Source organism: Pseudomonas sp. B707, from assembly GCF_022496685.1.
GTDB lineage: Bacteria > Pseudomonadota > Gammaproteobacteria > Pseudomonadales > Pseudomonadaceae > Aquipseudomonas > Aquipseudomonas paraglycinae.
Window position 1 is genome coordinate 398,157 of record NZ_WTVE01000031.1, and the last position, 16,351, is coordinate 414,507.

Below are 16,351 nucleotides of genomic sequence, written 5' to 3' on the forward strand. Positions count from 1 at the left end.
CCCTGTCTCTTGTAGGACTTGGCGAACTGCCGGTGTAGGATGCGCGCCCTCTTGGCGTCAACCAGCCGACCCTCCGTTCCACAGCCTTTGGAACCCGACACAGCTATGTCATCGCGTAAATTTGGACTCAACCTGGTGGTGGTTCTGGCAATCGCCGCCCTGTTCACCGGTTTCTGGGCGCTGATCAACCGCCCCGTCTCCGCGCCGAACTGGCCGGAGCAGATCTCCGGTTTCTCCTATTCACCGTTCCAGCAGGGACAGTTCCCACAGAAGGATCAGTATCCGTCCGACGATGAAATGCGCCGCGACCTGGAGATCATGAGCAAGCTGACGGACAACATCCGCATCTACTCGGTCGACGGCTCTCTGCAGGACATCCCGAAACTGGCGGAAGAATTCGGCCTTCGCGTGACCCTCGGAATCTGGATCAGCCCCGACCAGGAGCGCAACGAGCGGGAAATCACTCGCGCCATCGAACTGGCCAACACTTCGCGCAGCGTGGTTCGCGTAGTCGTCGGCAACGAAGCGATCTTCCGCAAGGAAATCACCGCCGAAGAACTCAGCGTGCTACTCGACCGCGTGCGTGCGGCCGTGAAAGTGCCGGTGACCACCTCCGAACAATGGCACGTCTGGGAAGAGCACCCGGAGCTGGCCAAGCACGTCGACCTGATCGCCGCCCACGTTCTGCCCTACTGGGAATTCATTCCGGTGGACAAGGCCGGGCAGTTCGTCTTCGACCGCGCCCGCGACCTGAAAAAGATGTTCCCGAAAAAGCCGCTGCTGCTGTCCGAAGTGGGCTGGCCGAGCAACGGCCGCATGCGCGGTGGCGCCGATGCGTCGCCGGCGGATCAGGCGATCTACCTGCGCACGCTGGTCAACAAACTCAACCGCCAGGGCTTCAACTACTTCGTGATCGAAGCGTTTGACCAGCCGTGGAAGGCCAGCGATGAAGGTTCGGTCGGCGCTTACTGGGGCGTGTTCAACGCCGCGCGCCAGCAGAAATTCAACTTCGAAGGCCCGGTGGTGGCGATCCCGCAATGGCGCGTGCTGGCCATCGGTTCGGTGGTGCTGGCGCTGTTGTCGCTGACGCTGCTGATGATCGACGGCTCGGCCCTGCGTCAGCGCGGCCGTACCTTCCTGACCTTTATCGCGTTCCTCTGCGGCTCGGTGCTGGTGTGGATCGGCTACGACTACAGCCAGCAATACAGCACGTGGTTCAGCCTGACGGTGGGTTTCCTGCTGGCGCTCGGTGCGCTCGGGGTGTTCATCGTGTTGCTGACCGAGGCCCACGAACTGGCCGAAGCGGTGTGGATTCACAAGCGTCGCCGTGAATTCCTGCCGGTGGTCGGCGATTCGGACTACCGCCCGAAAGTCTCGATCCACGTGCCCTGCTACAACGAGCCGCCGGAGATGGTCAAACAGACCCTCAACGCCCTGGCCAACCTCGACTATCCGGACTTCGAAGTCCTGATCATCGACAACAACACCAAAGACCCGGCGGTCTGGGAACCGGTGCGCGACTACTGCGAAACCCTCGGCCCGCGCTTCAAGTTCTTCCACGTCTCGCCCCTGGCCGGTTTCAAGGGCGGTGCGCTGAACTACCTGATCCCGCACACCGCCAAGGACGCCGAAGTGATCGCGGTGATCGATTCGGACTACTGCGTGCACCCGAACTGGCTCAAGCATATGGTGCCGCACTTCGCCAATCCGAAAATCGCCGTGGTGCAGTCGCCACAGGACTATCGCGACCAGAACGAAAGCACCTTCAAGAAGCTCTGCTACGCCGAATACAAAGGCTTCTTCCACATCGGCATGGTCACCCGCAACGACCGTGACGCGATCATTCAGCACGGCACCATGACCATGACCCGCCGTTCGGTTCTGGAAGAACTGGGCTGGGCCGACTGGTGCATCTGTGAAGACGCCGAACTCGGTCTGCGGGTATTCGAGAAAGGCCTGTCGGCGGCGTATTACCACGACAGTTACGGCAAGGGTCTGATGCCGGACACCTTCATCGACTTCAAGAAACAGCGTTTCCGCTGGGCCTACGGCGCGATCCAGATCATCAAGCGCCACACCCGCAGCCTGTTGCGCGGCAAGGACACCGAGCTGACTCGCGGCCAGCGTTACCACTTCCTCGCGGGCTGGCTGCCGTGGGTCGCGGACGGCATGAACATCTTCTTCACCATCGGCGCGCTGTTGTGGTCGGCGGCGATGATCATCGTGCCGCAACGGGTCGATCCGCCGCTGCTGATTTTCGCGATCCCGCCGTTGGCGCTGTTCGTGTTCAAGGTCGGCAAGATCATCTTCCTCTACCGTCGCGCGGTGGGCGTGAACCTCAAGGATGCGTTCTGCGCGGCACTGGCCGGTCTGGCGTTGTCGCACACCATCGCCAAAGCGGTGCTGTACGGCTTCTTCACCAGCAGCATCCCGTTCTTCCGCACCCCGAAAAACGCCGACAACCATGGTTTCTGGGTGGCGATTTCCGAGGCCCGGGAAGAGCTGTTCATCATGCTGCTGTTGTGGGGCGCGGCGCTGGGGATCTTCCTGGTGCAGGGCATTCCGAGCAACGACATGCGCTTCTGGGTGGCCATGCTGCTGGTACAGTCGCTGCCGTACGTGGCGGCGCTGATCATGGCGTTCCTGTCGTCGCTGCCAAAACCTGCGGCTGCGCCTGAACCGGCACCGGTGGTCTAAATCCTTCCGGATGCACTAAACGGCGGCCAATGGTCGCCGTTTTGCTTTAAGATAACCGCCATTTTGCGCGCCTTGCCCCCCAGCTTTCGGAGTTTTCCATGACGGCCCACGCCGACCTTTCGCCGACCCTCCAACTCGCCATCGACCTGATCCGCCGTCCGTCCGTGACGCCGGTCGACGCCGATTGCCAGAAGCAGATGATGCAGCGCCTGGGCGATGCCGGTTTCCAGCTGGAACCGATGCGCATCGAAGATGTGGATAACTTCTGGGCGACTCACGGTAAAGGCGACGGCCCGGTGCTGTGCTTCGCCGGTCACACCGACGTGGTGCCGACCGGCCCGGTGACTGCCTGGCAGATCGACCCGTTCAACGCGGTGATCGACGAGCACGGCATGCTTTGCGGTCGTGGCGCGGCGGACATGAAAGGCAGCCTGGCCTCGATGACTGTGGCAGCCGAGCGTTTTGTCGCCGACTACCCGGATCACAAGGGCAAGGTTGCGTTCCTGATCACCAGCGACGAAGAAGGCCCGGCGCATCACGGCACCAAGGCAGTGGTCGAGCGTCTGGCAGCCCGTAACGAGCGTCTGGACTGGTGCATCGTCGGCGAACCGTCGAGCACCACGCTGGTGGGCGACGTGGTGAAGAACGGTCGTCGCGGCTCCCTCGGCGCCAAACTGACCGTGCGCGGTGTGCAGGGCCACGTGGCCTATCCGCACCTGGCGAAGAATCCGATCCACCTCGCGGCTCCGGCTCTGGCCGAACTGGCCGCCGAGCATTGGGATCACGGCAACGACTTCTTCCCGCCGACCAGTTTCCAGATTTCCAACGTCAACTCCGGCACCGGCGCGACCAACGTGATTCCGGGCGATCTGGTGGCGGTGTTCAACTTCCGTTTCTCCACCGAATCGACGGTCGAAGGTCTGCAGAAGCGCGTCGCCGACATCCTCGACAAGCACGGCCTGGACTGGCACATCGACTGGGCGCTGTCCGGTCTGCCGTTCCTCACCGAACCGGGCGCACTGCTCGACGCGGTGTCTTCGAGCATCAAGGACATCACTGGCCGCGAGACCAAGGCGTCCACCAGCGGCGGCACCTCCGACGGTCGTTTCATCGCGACCATGGGTACGCAGGTTGTTGAGCTGGGCCCGGTCAACGCAACCATCCACCAGGTCAATGAGCGCGTGCTGGCGGCCGATCTCGACGTGCTGACCGAGATCTACTACCAGACCCTGATCAAGTTGCTCGCCTGATGCTTGCGTGCCCGATCTGCAGTGAACCGCTGAACGCGGTGGACAACGGCGTGGTCTGCCCCGCCGGCCACCGCTTTGACCGCGCGCGTCAGGGTTACCTGAACCTGCTGCCAGTGCAGCACAAGAACAGCCGCGACCCAGGCGACAATCAGGCGATGGTCGAGGCCCGCCGCGACTTTTTGAACGCCGGGCATTACGCGCCGGTGGCCAAGCGCCTGGCGGAGCTGGCGGCGGGTTATGCGCCGGCGCGCTGGGTCGATATCGGTTGTGGCGAGGGTTACTACACCGCGCAGATCGCCGAGGCTTTGCCCGATGCTGACGGTTACGCGCTGGATATCTCGAAGGAGGCGGTCAAGCGCGCCTGCAAACGCAATCCGGCGCTGACCTGGTTGATCGCCAGCATGGCCCGGGTGCCTTTGGCTTCCGGCAGCTGCCAGTTTCTGGCCAGTGTCTTCAGTCCACTGGACTGGGAAGAAGCCAAGCGCCTGCTCAGCGTCGGCGGCGGCCTGATGAAAGTCGGCCCGACCAGCGGCCATCTGATGGAACTGCGCGAACGCCTGTACGACGAAGTGCGCGAATACACCGACGACAAGCATCTGGCCCTGGTGCCGGAAGGCATGGCGCTGGCGCACAGTGAAACCCTGGAATTCAAGCTGACGCTGGACAAGCCCGAGGATCGCGCCAACCTGCTGGCGATGACACCCCACGGATGGCGCGCCAGCGCCGAGCGCCGCGCGGCGGTGATCGAACAGCCAGAGCCGTTCGTGACCACTGTCTCGATGCGCTACGATTATTTCGTTCTTCAATAACTTTTGGTCTCGGGCAACGACCCGGGGCCGGCTAAATCCGCGAATGGATTTTTCAGACCCGCAGTGAGGACATCCATGCGCCAACCGGATATCGAGATTTACCTGAAAGACGCCGACGTCGACCACAAGGCCATTTCCGCCTGGCTGGGCGCCGCGCTCGGCCCGTGCAGCGACTGGGTACAGAAAGGCCAGACTTACAAGTGCAAGGCCGGCAACATCCCGGTGACCTGGCTGCCGAAAGCCGTGGGCAAGTGGAACAGCCTGTATCTGGAAAGTGATGCGACCCCATGGGACGACGACATCGCCTGCGCCCGCGCAGCCTTTGCCGCGCTGAACGTCGAAGTGCGCTGCGCACCGGGGACGTGGGTCGAGGAAGAAGGTGAAGAGACGGCGGATCGCTGGATCCGGATCAGCGCCGATGGTGAAGAAGAGATCACCTGGAAAACTGCGTAACAGACAATGCACAAAACCTGTGGGAGCGAGCTTGCTCGCGATTGCGGTCGGACATTCAACATCAATGTTGACTGAAAGGACCCCATCGCGAGCAAGCTCGCTCCCACAGTGCTTTTGGTGTTCTGAAGATTTGCGTTACAGGCCTACAACGTCTTCAGCCTGCAACCCCTTCTGCCCTTCCACCACCGCGTATTCAACCTGCTGACCCTCGGTCAGCGAACGGTGGCCTTCGCCGCGGATCGCGCGATAGTGCACGAACACGTCCACCCCGTCTTCGCGCTGAATGAAGCCGTAGCCCTTGGCGTCGTTGAACCACTTCACGTTGCCGGTTTCACGTGTTGCCATCTGTTCATACTCCTTTTTTATTATTGAACAGGCTTTTCGCAGGAAAGCCTTTGCGGAACGTCAGCCTGCGTCCGACGTCCATAAAAGGGCCCCGGCGACAGATCGCCGAGTATATGACAGGCGGCAAAACTCTCAACAGGAGATTACTTCGCCGCTTTTTTGCCGATTTTCGAGTAATCCGGCAAACTGTCGCCCTCCCGAGCAAACGCTCGGTTTATCCACTCACGCAGAAGCCGTATGACCCGTTCCCCGTTCCGCCGTCTTGTGTTTGGCACCTTGCGCCGACTGTTGTATCTCTGGGTTCGCTCCGAGACGATCAACCAGTCGTCGTTCACCCTCAACCTAGACCGCAGTCGTCCGGTGTTCTACGTCCTGCAAAACCCATCGCTGACTGATCTGGCGGTGGTCGACACCGAGTGCACCAAGGCCGGTCTGCCGCGCCCGGTACTGCCGGTGTCCGTGGGTTCGCTGATCGAACCGGCGGCGTTCTTCTACCTGACGCCGGACCCGGACTGGCTCGGCCGCCAGGACAAGCGCGGCGCGCCGCCGACCCTGACCCGCCTGGTCAGCGCCCTGAGCCAGAACGCTGCCGAAGATGCACAGATCATTCCGGTCAGCGTGTTCTGGGGCCAGTCGCCGGACAGCGAGAACAGTCCATGGAAACTGCTGTTCGCCGACAGCTGGGCCGTCACCGGACGCCTGCGCCGGCTGCTGAGCATCATGATTCTGGGGCGCAAGACCCGCGTGCAATTCTCCGCACCGATCCACCTGCGCGAACTGATCGAACACAACAAGGGCCACGAGCGCACCGTGCGCATGGCCCAGCGGATCCTGCGGGTGCACTTCCGCAACCTCAAGGCTGCGGTGATCGGCCCGGACATTTCCCACCGCCGCAACCTGGTCAAAGGCCTGCTCAACCAGCCGCTGGTCAAGCAAGCGATCCTCGACGAAGCCGAGCGCGAAAACATCTCCCCGGAAAAAGCCAAGGCCCAGGCCCTGCGCTATGGCAACGAGATCGCCTCGGACTACACCTACACCGCGATCCGTTTTCTGGAAGTCGTACTGAGCTGGTTCTGGAACAAGATCTACGACGGGATCAAGGTCAACCACATCGAAGGCGTGCAGAAGGTCGCCCAGGGTCACGAAGTGATCTACGTGCCGTGCCACCGCAGCCATATCGACTATCTGCTGCTGTCGTACCTACTGTTCCGCAACGGCCTGACCCCGCCGCACATCGCCGCCGGAATCAACCTGAACATGCCGGTGATCGGCAGCCTGCTGCGCCGTGGCGGGGCGTTCTTCATGCGCCGCACGTTCAAGGGCAACCCGCTGTACACCTCGGTGTTCAACGAATACCTGCACACCCTGTTCACCAAAGGTTTCCCGGTCGAGTACTTCGTCGAGGGCGGTCGCTCCCGCACCGGGCGCATGCTGCAACCGAAAACCGGGATGCTCGCGATCACCATGCGCAGTTTCCTGCGTTCGTCGCGGATGCCGATCGTGTTCGTGCCGGTGTACATCGGTTACGAGCGCGTGCTCGAAGGCCGCACCTACCTCGGCGAACTGCGTGGCGCGAGCAAGAAGAAAGAATCGATCTTCGACATCTTCAAAGTCATCGGCGCGCTCAAGCAGCGTTTCGGCCAGGTGGCGGTGAACTTTGGCGAGCCGATCAAACTGGCGGAATTCCTCGATAGCGAACAGCCGGACTGGCGCCAGCAGGAACTCGGCCCGCAGTACAAGCCGGCGTGGCTCAACGAAACCACCAATCGCCTCGGCGAAAAAGTCGCGCAGCACCTGAACGAAGCGGCGGCGATCAACCCGGTCAACCTGGTGGCGCTGGCGCTGCTCTCGACTACGCGCCTGGCACTCGACGATCGGGCCATGGCGCGGGTGCTGGATCTGTATCTGGCGCTGCTGCGCAAGGTTCCGTATTCGCCGCACACCACCTTGCCGGAAGGCGATGGCCGCGCGCTGATCGAACACGTGAAGGACATGGATCTGCTGTCCGAGCAGAACGATGCGCTGGGCAAGATTCTGTATCTGGACGAGCAGAACGCCGTCCTGATGACCTACTACCGCAACAACGTGCTGCACATCTTCGCCCTGCCGGCGCTGTTGGCAAGTTTCTTCCAGAGCACATCGCGCATGAGCCGCGAACAGATCCTGCGCTACACCCGCGCGCTGTATCCGTACCTGCAATCGGAACTGTTCATCCGCTGGACCCTGGACGAATTGGATGCAGTGATCGATCAGTGGCTGGAAGCGTTCGTCGAACAAGGCCTGCTGCGTTTCGAGAAAGACGTGTACCTGCGCCCGGCACCAAGCTCGCGGCATTTCGTGCTGCTGACCCTGCTGTCGAAGAGCATCGCCCAGACCCTGCAACGCTTCTACATGACCGTTTCCCTGCTGCTCAACAGCGGCCAGAACAGCATCAGCGCCGAAGAACTGGAAGACCTGTGCACGGTCATGGCCCAGCGCCTGTCGATCCTGCACGGTCTGAACGCGCCGGAATTCTTCGACAAGAGCCTGTTCCGCCACTTCATTCAGACCATGCTCGACCTCGACGTGCTGCGTCGCGACGAAGCCGGCAAGTTGAGTTACCACGAACTGCTCGGCGAACTGGCCGAGGGTGCGGCCAAACGGGTGTTGCCGGCGGAGATTCGCCTGTCGATCCGTCAGGTAGCCCTGCATCGCAGCGAAGATGCGGCCGATCAGGTCGCCGCCCCTGTGCAAAGCGACTAAATTCCTACAGGCGCCAGGCTTCTTCTGGCGCCGTCGATACGGAGATCTCCGATGAAAAAACTTTCCCTGCTGGCCGCCGCTACCCTGCTCAGCGCCTGCCAGTCGACCTCACCGGCCGGCAAAGTCAGCCTCGACGGCGAAGTGTTCTACCTGCAACGCATCGCCCTGCCACCCAGTGCGACCTTGAGCGTGAGCCTGCAAGACGTTTCGCTGGCCGACGCTCCAGCCGTGGTACTCGACGAACAGAAAGGCCCGGTCAAAGGCCAGGTGCCGCTGCCGTTCCACTTGAGCTACGATCCGGCCCAGGTCAAACCCGGCCACCGCTACTCGGTCAGCGCACGCATCGAAGTCAACGGCGAGCTGATGTTCATCACCACCGAAAACCATGCCGTGCAGCTCGATGGCAAGGATCCGCAGCCGCTGAAGATCCGCGTCGACGCCGCCCGCTAACTCTCTCCGAACAAGGAAGCCGCCATGCTCCGCCCTACCCTTCGCTTCGCCGGCCTGTGCGCGGGCCTGATGATCTCCGCCAACGCACTGGCCCTGTCCCTCAGCGACCTGTCGCAAGGCGACGCCACCGGTGGCCTCAAGGATGCCCTGACCCAAGGCGCGCAACTGGCAGTCAAACAACTCGGCACCCCGGGCGGCTTCAGCAACAACCCGGACGTGAAGATCGAACTGCCGGGCAAACTCGGCAAAGTCGCCGGCAAGATGAAAGCCTTCGGCATGGGCGCCCAGGTCGACGAACTGGAAACCGCCATGAACAAGGCCGCGGAAACCGCCGTCACCCAGGCCCAGCCGATCCTCGTCGACGCCGTGAAGAAAATGAGCGTGGAAGACGCCAAAGGCATCCTCAGCGGCGGCAACGACTCCGCCACCCAATACCTGGACAAATCCAGCCGCGAACAGATCCGCACCAAGTTCCTGCCCATCGTCAAACAGGCGACCGACAAAGTCGGCGTAGCCCAGAAATACAACGCCTTCGCCGGCCAGGCCGCGACCTTCGGCGTGGTGGATGCGAAGAGCGCCAACATCGAAAGCTACGTGACCGAACAAGCGCTCAACGGCCTGTTCGAAATGATCGGCAAACAGGAAGAAACCATCCGCAAGAACCCGGCCGCTGCAGCGACGAGTCTGGCGAAAAAAGTGTTTGGTACGCTCTAAGCCGACACGGCACGGGAGTGAGCTGTCTCACTCCCGTTGTTCAATCCGCCACCAGCAGATACACGTAAAAAGTACACCCACTCGCGCCCCATTTTCTTCTTCTCGAAAACCTGCAGTTCAACCAACCCGCTCAACGCCGACACCGCTGTGTTGTAGGCACAACCAAGGTGCTCCTTGACGTTCCCCGCCGTGAACTCCTTCGCCACCCCACTTCTGGCCACCTGATAAATCGCTCGCTGCCGCTCTGTCAGCCGATCAAAAAAGCCCGAACAGGTCAGCCAGTGCTCGAAGTTTTCGCTGTACGCCACACTCTTGCGATACACCTCGGTAAACCCCTCCACCGCCCGCAGAATCACCGAACACTGAAACTCGATGAAGTACGTCAGATCGAGCTCATCGGCTTCGCTGTGCAAATACGACCGCCCGTACTTCACCGGCGCGTTGCGCAGTAAAAGACTGATCGCGATATAACGGAAGGCCGAAAAATCATGCTTGAACATGAACCAGTAAAACAGCGCCCTGGCGACCCGCCCGTTACCGTCGCGAAACGGATGTTCGTAACCCAGGGCAAAGTGCAGCGTGATCGCCTTGATCAGCGGATGCAGGTAGTTTTTTTGCCGAGGTGAGCCCTGTGATTGATTGATCCACTGCGAGAGCAAATCCAGCCGCCTCCCCAATCCGGCGGCAGGCGGAGGCGTGTGCACGGTATTCCCTTCGCCATCCTGCACCACCACTTCATCGTTGGTCCTGAAAAGCCCGGGGTCATACCGCTCGTCATCAATACCTTCGACACCGACTCGATGGATCGACGCTATCAACTCCACGCTCAATGGCTCGTAACGTTTTTCCCAGGCGAAATTCATCATCCGGTAATTACCCATGACCATCCGCTCATCCGGCGTACGCGGCTGACGCCGTTGCTTGAGCATGTCCTTGGCCACACGGGTAGTGGTCGCGGCGCCCTCCAACTGACTGCTGCTGATCGCCTCATCCTCGATCAGACCGTTAAGCAAATAACTGAAATGCGCCCGCTCGCCTATCTGGCTGGTCATGTACTCCAGCGACGCCGTCGTAGTTTGCCGATCAACCACTGAAAGTGCCTTCTGCGCGGTGGGCGTCGGCACAAACTTCCCCCACTGCGCCGGTTCCCCCAAAGGCAGAAGATGAATGTACTGAGCGACCCGTGCCATCTTGACCAACGCCCAACACAAACGCGAATCCAGCCCGCTGGCCCAGCGATACCGCAAATCCTCAAAAGGCAGATACCGCCCCTGATCATCCAGCGGCTTGAGCAACGCAAGATAATCCGCCAGACGCTGCTTGTGAGGCGCGCGCATCAACAACTCAAAGACCGGATCTGCCCGACCCTTCAATACCGGCGGTTTCTTCATCAACGCTGACTCAAACAAGGCTGAAAAACAGCCTCGAGTACAGCACCGCCAACACAGCGACTCAATATCGGAGCCGTCTGAAAAAAACGTAGGAGACGGCGCAAGGTCCTACAAAGCTGCTTGCTCCCAAAAGAAATGGGGTGCCCCCAGCCCCCATCGCTAGCAAGCTAGCTCCCACAGTTGAAACGTGCTCCCCAAAAATGTGGCATAGCCACCCCACTCAACACGATGAGCGTTAGCTCGAGTACCGCTCTTGACGTGCCGGCCCCTTCGGCCGGCTGAGTGGAGGGATTTATCCGGGGGTAGGCGCGTAGCGCCGTTCGACGAAGTCGAACACATCGAGAGGAGGTGCAGCGAAGCAAACCGGAGGCGATGCCCCCGGATGAATCCCGGAAGGAAGGAACCCCGAGCCCCAGCGAGGGGCCGAACGCCGGGGCCCAGCGTTTTGCTTACTTTTGGGCGTTTGCAAAAGTGAGCCGCTGTAAGAGCGGAACCGCCAGCGGCAACACCCGCAGAAACGGATATTCACCCAAAACCCCAAGAGCCTGGCCGGCCCAAAGGCCGCCACGCTCAAACAGCCTTAAGCCTCCTTGCGAACCCTGAACCAAGCCGCATACAACGCCGGCAAAAACAAAAGCGTCAAAGCAGTAGCCACAATCAACCCCCCCATAATCGCCACCGCCATCGGCCCAAAAAACACACTGCGAGAAAGCGGAATCATCGCCAGCACCGCCGCCAAAGCCGTCAACACAATCGGCCTGAACCGCCGCACGGTCGCCTCGATAATCGCCTGCCAGGGCCTGAGCCCGGCGGCGATGTCCTGCTCGATCTGATCCACCAGAATCACCGAGTTACGCATGATCATACCCGACAGCGCGATCGTCCCGAGCATCGCCACAAACCCGAACGGCTGACGGAACACCAGCAGAAACAGCGTCACCCCGATCAACCCCAGCGGCGCCGTCAGAAACACCATCGCCGTGCGTGAGAAGCTACGCAATTGCACCATCAGCAACGTCAGCACCACGACAATGAACATCGGCACCCCGGCGTTCACCGACTTCTGCCCACGCTCCGAATCCTCCACCGTACCGCCGACATCCAGCAAATAGCCGTCCGGCAATTCGGCACGAATCGGATCAAGCGTCGGCATGATCTGCTTCACCAGCGTCGCCGGCTGCTCCTTGCCATAGATGTCGGCGCGCACGGTCACGTTCGGCAGACGATTGCGGTGCCAGATGATGCCTTCCTCGAAGCCATATTCCAGCGTGGCAATCTGCGACAGCGCGACGCTGCGACCGTTGTCGGTCGGCACCGCCAGACTCGGCAGCAACGACAGCTCGGTGCGCTCGTGCACGGTGCCGCGCAGGAGGATTTCGATCAGTTCGTTGTCCTCGCGGTACTGGCTGACGCTGGAGCCGGTCAGCGAACTCTGGAGGAATTTCGCCAGATTCGCCGTGCTCACGCCCAACGCCCGGGCGCGATCCTGATCGATGTTCAGGTACACGACCTTGCTCGGCTCTTCCCAGTCCAGATGCACGTTCACCACATGCGGGTTCTCGCGCACCTTGGCCGCGACTTTCCGGGCCAGAGCCCGGACTTCCTCGATATGCTCGCCGGTGACGCGGAACTGCACCGGATAGCCAACCGGCGGGCCGTTTTCCAGACGCGTGACCCGCGAGCGCAGGGACGGGAACTGCTCGTTCAACGTGTCGATCAGCCACGTGCGCAGCGCTTCGCGTTCCTCGATGGTTTTCGCCAGTACGACGAACTGGGCGAAGCTCGCCGCCGGCAGTTGTTGATCCAGCGGCAGGTAGAAACGCGGCGAACCGGTGCCGACGTAAGCGACATAGTTGTCGATGCCGGCGTGATCCTTGAGCATCGCTTCCAGCCGTTTGACTTCGCCCGTGGTATTGGCCAGCGAGGCGCCTTCGGCAAGCTTCAGATCGACCATCAATTCCAGTCGCCCGGAAGCCGGGAAGAACTGCTGCGGCACAAACCGGAACAACGCCACCGACGCCACGAACAGCAGCACGGTGAGCACGATCACGGTTTTGCGCCGACGCACGCACCACTCCACCAGACGCCGTACCCGTTGGTAGAACGGCGTTCCGTAAGGATCGGTCTGGCCGTCAGCCGTACCGTGTTTGGCTGCGTGAATCTTCGCCAGATCCGGCAGGAGCTTTTCCCCCAGATACGGCACAAACACCACGGCCGCTACCCAGGATGCGAGCAAGGCGATGGTCACCACCTGGAAGATCGAGCGGGTGTATTCGCCGGTGCCGGACTGCGCCGTGGCAATCGGCAGGAAGCCTGCGGCCGTAATCAGCGTACCGGTGAGCATCGGGAACGCGGTGCTGGTCCAGGCATAACTGGCAGCCTTGATCCGGTCGAAACCCTGCTCCATTTTGATCGCCATCATCTCCACGGCGATGATCGCGTCGTCCACCAGCAAGCCCAGCGCCAGCACCAGCGCGCCGAGGGAAATCTTGTGCAGGCCGATGCCGAGGTAATACATGCAGGCGAAGGTCATCGCCAGCACCAATGGAATGGTCAGCGCCACCACCATGCCGGTGCGTACGCCGAGGGAGAAGAAGCTCACCAGCAGCACGATGGCCAGCGCTTCGACCAGCACCTGAACGAACTCGCCCACGCCGGTTTTCACTGCCGCTGGCTGGTCGGAGACCTTGCGCAACTGCATGCCGGCCGGCAGGTTTTTCTGGATCCGGGCGAATTCGATTTCCAGGGCCTTGCCCAGCACCAGAATGTCGCCGCCGTCCTTCATCGCCACCGCGAGACCGATAGCGTCTTCGCCCATAAAGCGCATGCGCGGCGCCGGAGGATCGTTGAAACCACGCCGCACGTCGGCGACATCGGAGATACGGAACGTACGATCACCGACCCTGATCGGGAAGTTCTTGATCTCGTCGACCGTCTGAAAATTCCCCGACACCCGCAGCTGCAAACGCTCGCTACCGGTTTCGAAAAACCCTGCGGTGGACACAGCGTTCTGTTCCTCCAGCGCCTGCTGCACGGCTGCCAGCGGCAAGCCGAGTGTGGCGAGTTTGACGTTGGACAATTCGACCCAGACCTTCTCGTCCTGCAAACCGAGCAGATCAACCTTGCCCACGTCCTTGACCCGTTGCAGCTGGATCTGGATGCGGTCGGCGTAATCCTTGAGCACCGCGTAGTCGAAACCGTCGCCGGTCAGCGCATAGATATTGCCGAAGGTGGTGCCGAACTCATCGTTGAAAAACGGCCCCTGAATCCCCGGCGGCAGGGTCTGGCGAATGTCGCTGACCTTCTTGCGCACCTGATACCAGAGATCCGGAATCTCCACCGAATGCATAGAGTCGCGGGCGATGAACGTGACCTGGGACTCACCGGGACGCGAGAACGAAACGATGCGCTCGTACTCACCGGTTTCCATCAGTTTCTTTTCGATGCGCTCGGTGACCTGGCGTGAGACTTCCTGAGCGGTCGCGCCCGGCCACCGGGTCTGGATGACCATCGCCTTGAAGGTGAACGGCGGGTCTTCGCTCTGGCCGAGCTTGGTGTAGGACAAGGCACCGACAATCGCCAGCAAAAGCATCAGGAACAGTACGATCTGGCGATTGCGCAGCGCCCAGGCGGAAAGATTGAAACCCATCGGGGATTACTCCTTGCCAGCCAGATTGACCACGCGGTTGGAGCGATCCACCGGACGCACCTGCTGCCCTTCCAGCAGCACGTGGACGCCAGCGGCGACCACCCAGTCGCTGGCGTTCAGGCCTTCGAGCACCGGCACGGTTTTCTCACCGAACGGGCCGACGCGCACCGGGGTCTTTTTCAGGGTGTTGTTGGCGCTGACGACCCAGACGTAGGTCGCGCCGTTTTCGGCCGTCAGCGCCGAGAGCGGCACCGACAGCGGGATGACATCGGCGGTCTGCACGAAGACCCGGGCGCTCTGGCCCAGTTCCGCCGGGACTTTGCCGGAAGTGAATGAAATACGTGCGGCGAAGGTGCGGGATTTCGGATCGGCGGCCGGCGACAGCTCGCGGATCTGCCCGGCGAAGCGCTGATTCTGTTGCGTCCACAGCTCCACCGAGACAGGCTGGCCGACCTTGAAGCGGCCGAAGCTCTGCTCCGGCAGGCTGATCAGCACTTCCCGCTCGCCATCAGTGGCGAGGGTAAAAACGGTCTGCCCGGCGGCGACCACTTGCCCGACTTCCACCGAACGCTTGGCCACCACGCCATCCTGGGGCGCACGCAGCACGGCGTAACTGGCCTGATTGGTCGAGACGTTGAATTCGGCTTTGATCTGTTTGAGGCGGGCTTCGCCGGAGCGGTAGAGGTTCTCGGCATTGTCGTAGGCCGAGCGGCTGACCATCTGCCGTTCCATCAAGGTCTTGTAGCGGTCACGCTCGGCGCGCACCAGGTTCAGGTTGGCTTCGGCGGCCGCGACCTGAGCCCGGGTGGCTTCCAGTTGCAGGCGTACATCCTGCGGATCGAGTTCGGCGAGTGGTTGGTCGGCCTTCACGCGCTGGCCTTCCTCGACCAGTCGTCGGCTGACTTTGCCGCCGATGCGGAACGCCAGATCGGGTTCGTAGCGGGCGCGAACCTCGCCCGGATAACTTTCCATCGCCTGCGCCGAAGGCTCTGGCTGCACCACCATGGCCGGTCGCACGCTGACTTGCGTCACCTCTTCCTTGCCACATGCCGACAATAAAAACGCCAGACTGACTGGCACCGCAAAGGACAACGCATGGCGGAACATGGTGAAGGACCTTTCGCTAAGGAGGCTTGGAATAATTATACTGGCCGGTATGTTATTAATAGCAAACTCACCAGTCCAGTATTAAAAGCGAAGAATGTCGAACAATCTTTCAGCTCCAAACGGCCCCGGCCGCCCGAAGGATCCGGCCAAGCGCCAGGCGATTCTCGAGGCGGCGAAAATCCTGTTTCTGAGTCATGGCTATGCCAACACCAGCATGGACGCGGTGGCCGCCGAGGCTGGCGTGTCGAAGCTGACGGTCTACAGCCATTTCAACGACAAGGAGACGCTGTTCTCCGCCGCCGTGGTGGCCAAATGCGAGGAGCAATTGCCGCCACTGTTTTTCGAATTGCCGGACGGCATCGCGGTGGAAAATGTGTTGCTGAACATTGCGCGAGGCTTTCACCACCTGATCAACAGCGATGAATCGGTGAACCTGCATCGTCTGATCATGGCCTTGGGCAGTCAGGATCCCAACCTGTCACTGATCTTCTTCGAGGCCGGCCCTCAGCGCATGGTGCAGGGCATGGAACGTTTGCTGCGGCGGATTCACGAAACCGGCGTGCTGAGCATCGACAACCCGCACAACGCCGCCGAGCACTTCTTTTGCCTGATCAAGGGCGCCGGGAATTTCCGTCTGTTGTACGGCTGCGGTGAGCCACTGACCGGCGAGGCGGCAGAAAGTCATGTGCAGGAAGTGGTCGGGCTGTTCATGCGGGCCTATCGACCCTGAAAACAAAAATCCCA

The 16,351-nt window shown here is 61.3% G+C and carries 12 protein-coding genes; 8 read left to right on the forward strand and 4 right to left on the reverse strand.

The features are described 5' to 3' along the window. The first annotated feature begins 105 nt into the window (after positions 1 to 105). From GQX66_RS20910 to GQX66_RS20925, 4 genes are all read left to right on the forward strand, one after another. A complete protein-coding gene (locus tag GQX66_RS20910) occupies positions 106 to 2,697 on the forward strand; it encodes a glycosyltransferase (RefSeq protein WP_240871045.1) in 2,592 nt (863 codons plus the stop codon). 98 nt (positions 2,698 to 2,795) lie between these two features. Beyond that, a complete protein-coding gene (gene dapE / locus GQX66_RS20915) occupies positions 2,796 to 3,947 on the forward strand; it encodes a succinyl-diaminopimelate desuccinylase (protein ID WP_011332670.1) in 1,152 nt (383 codons plus the stop codon). Further along, on the forward strand, positions 3,947 to 4,756 hold the full coding sequence (locus GQX66_RS20920) for a putative RNA methyltransferase (RefSeq protein ID WP_007954754.1): 810 nt from the start codon (positions 3,947 to 3,949) through the stop codon (positions 4,754 to 4,756). Before dapE ends, GQX66_RS20920 begins: the two co-directional genes overlap by 1 nt. Before the next feature lie 75 nt (positions 4,757 to 4,831). Next, entirely contained in the window at positions 4,832 to 5,209 is a 378-nt protein-coding gene (locus GQX66_RS20925) for a hypothetical protein (RefSeq protein WP_039769649.1), read from the forward strand. A gap of 135 nt (positions 5,210 to 5,344) precedes the next feature. On the opposite strand, the gene GQX66_RS20930 is transcribed toward GQX66_RS20925, so the two are convergent. Further along, positions 5,345 to 5,554 carry a cold-shock protein gene (locus GQX66_RS20930; RefSeq protein WP_007954750.1) on the reverse strand — a complete coding sequence of 70 codons (210 nt, stop codon included), beginning with the start codon at positions 5,552 to 5,554 and terminating at the stop codon, positions 5,345 to 5,347. Positions 5,555 to 5,791: 237 nt separating this feature from the next. Between GQX66_RS20930 and plsB the strand changes: the two genes are divergently transcribed. The 3 genes from plsB to GQX66_RS20945 are packed head-to-tail and all read left to right on the forward strand — an operon-like array spanning position 5,792 to position 9,460. After that, entirely contained in the window at positions 5,792 to 8,296 is a 2,505-nt protein-coding gene (plsB, locus tag GQX66_RS20935) for a glycerol-3-phosphate 1-O-acyltransferase PlsB (protein ID WP_236188092.1), read from the forward strand. 51 nt (positions 8,297 to 8,347) lie between these two features. Then, complete coding sequence (locus GQX66_RS20940; RefSeq protein ID WP_085605193.1) at positions 8,348 to 8,746, forward strand: YbaY family lipoprotein; 399 nt, start codon at positions 8,348 to 8,350, stop codon at positions 8,744 to 8,746. A 24-nt stretch (positions 8,747 to 8,770) separates the two neighbouring features. Further along, complete coding sequence (locus GQX66_RS20945) at positions 8,771 to 9,460, forward strand: DUF4197 domain-containing protein (protein WP_129974044.1); 690 nt, start codon at positions 8,771 to 8,773, stop codon at positions 9,458 to 9,460. Here GQX66_RS20945 and GQX66_RS20950 read toward each other — a convergent pair. The 3 genes from GQX66_RS20950 to GQX66_RS20960 all read right to left on the reverse strand — a co-directional run bounded on the left by GQX66_RS20950 (position 9,457) and on the right by GQX66_RS20960 (position 15,607). Beyond that, complete coding sequence (locus GQX66_RS20950; protein ID WP_240871056.1) at positions 9,457 to 10,851, reverse strand: Fic family protein; 1,395 nt, start codon at positions 10,849 to 10,851, stop codon at positions 9,457 to 9,459. The two genes, GQX66_RS20945 and GQX66_RS20950, sit on opposite strands and share 4 nt — an antisense overlap. Positions 10,852 to 11,431: 580 nt before the next feature. Next, positions 11,432 to 14,500, reverse strand: coding sequence for an efflux RND transporter permease subunit (locus GQX66_RS20955; protein ID WP_240871071.1), 3,069 nt, complete (start codon positions 14,498 to 14,500; stop codon positions 11,432 to 11,434). A gap of 6 nt (positions 14,501 to 14,506) precedes the next feature. After that, complete coding sequence (locus tag GQX66_RS20960) at positions 14,507 to 15,607, reverse strand: efflux RND transporter periplasmic adaptor subunit (protein WP_240871085.1); 1,101 nt, start codon at positions 15,605 to 15,607, stop codon at positions 14,507 to 14,509. 94 nt (positions 15,608 to 15,701) lie between these two features. Here GQX66_RS20960 and GQX66_RS20965 point away from each other — a divergent pair, with 94 nt between their 5' ends. Beyond that, positions 15,702 to 16,337 (forward strand): TetR/AcrR family transcriptional regulator, encoded by a 636-nt coding sequence (locus GQX66_RS20965; protein WP_102686543.1) that lies wholly within the window; start codon positions 15,702 to 15,704, stop codon positions 16,335 to 16,337. The last annotated feature ends 14 nt before the right edge of the window (positions 16,338 to 16,351 follow it).

What these genes read in the sequence shown, in the direction of transcription:
- GQX66_RS20910 (WP_240871045.1), top strand. Translation starts at nt 106, where the DNA reads ATGTCATCGCGTAAATTTGGACTCAACCTGGTGGTGGTTCTGGCAATC.
- dapE (WP_011332670.1), top strand. Translation starts at nt 2,796, where the DNA reads ATGACGGCCCACGCCGACCTTTCGCCGACCCTCCAACTCGCCATCGAC.
- GQX66_RS20920 (WP_007954754.1), top strand. Translation starts at nt 3,947, where the DNA reads ATGCTTGCGTGCCCGATCTGCAGTGAACCGCTGAACGCGGTGGACAAC.
- GQX66_RS20925 (WP_039769649.1), top strand. Translation starts at nt 4,832, where the DNA reads ATGCGCCAACCGGATATCGAGATTTACCTGAAAGACGCCGACGTCGAC.
- GQX66_RS20930 (WP_007954750.1), bottom strand. Translation starts at nt 5,554, where the DNA reads ATGGCAACACGTGAAACCGGCAACGTGAAGTGGTTCAACGACGCCAAG.
- plsB (WP_236188092.1), top strand. Translation starts at nt 5,792, where the DNA reads ATGACCCGTTCCCCGTTCCGCCGTCTTGTGTTTGGCACCTTGCGCCGA.
- GQX66_RS20940 (WP_085605193.1), top strand. Translation starts at nt 8,348, where the DNA reads ATGAAAAAACTTTCCCTGCTGGCCGCCGCTACCCTGCTCAGCGCCTGC.
- GQX66_RS20945 (WP_129974044.1), top strand. Translation starts at nt 8,771, where the DNA reads ATGCTCCGCCCTACCCTTCGCTTCGCCGGCCTGTGCGCGGGCCTGATG.
- GQX66_RS20950 (WP_240871056.1), bottom strand. Translation starts at nt 10,851, where the DNA reads ATGAAGAAACCGCCGGTATTGAAGGGTCGGGCAGATCCGGTCTTTGAG.
- GQX66_RS20955 (WP_240871071.1), bottom strand. Translation starts at nt 14,500, where the DNA reads ATGGGTTTCAATCTTTCCGCCTGGGCGCTGCGCAATCGCCAGATCGTA.
- GQX66_RS20960 (WP_240871085.1), bottom strand. Translation starts at nt 15,607, where the DNA reads ATGTTCCGCCATGCGTTGTCCTTTGCGGTGCCAGTCAGTCTGGCGTTT.
- GQX66_RS20965 (WP_102686543.1), top strand. Translation starts at nt 15,702, where the DNA reads ATGTCGAACAATCTTTCAGCTCCAAACGGCCCCGGCCGCCCGAAGGAT.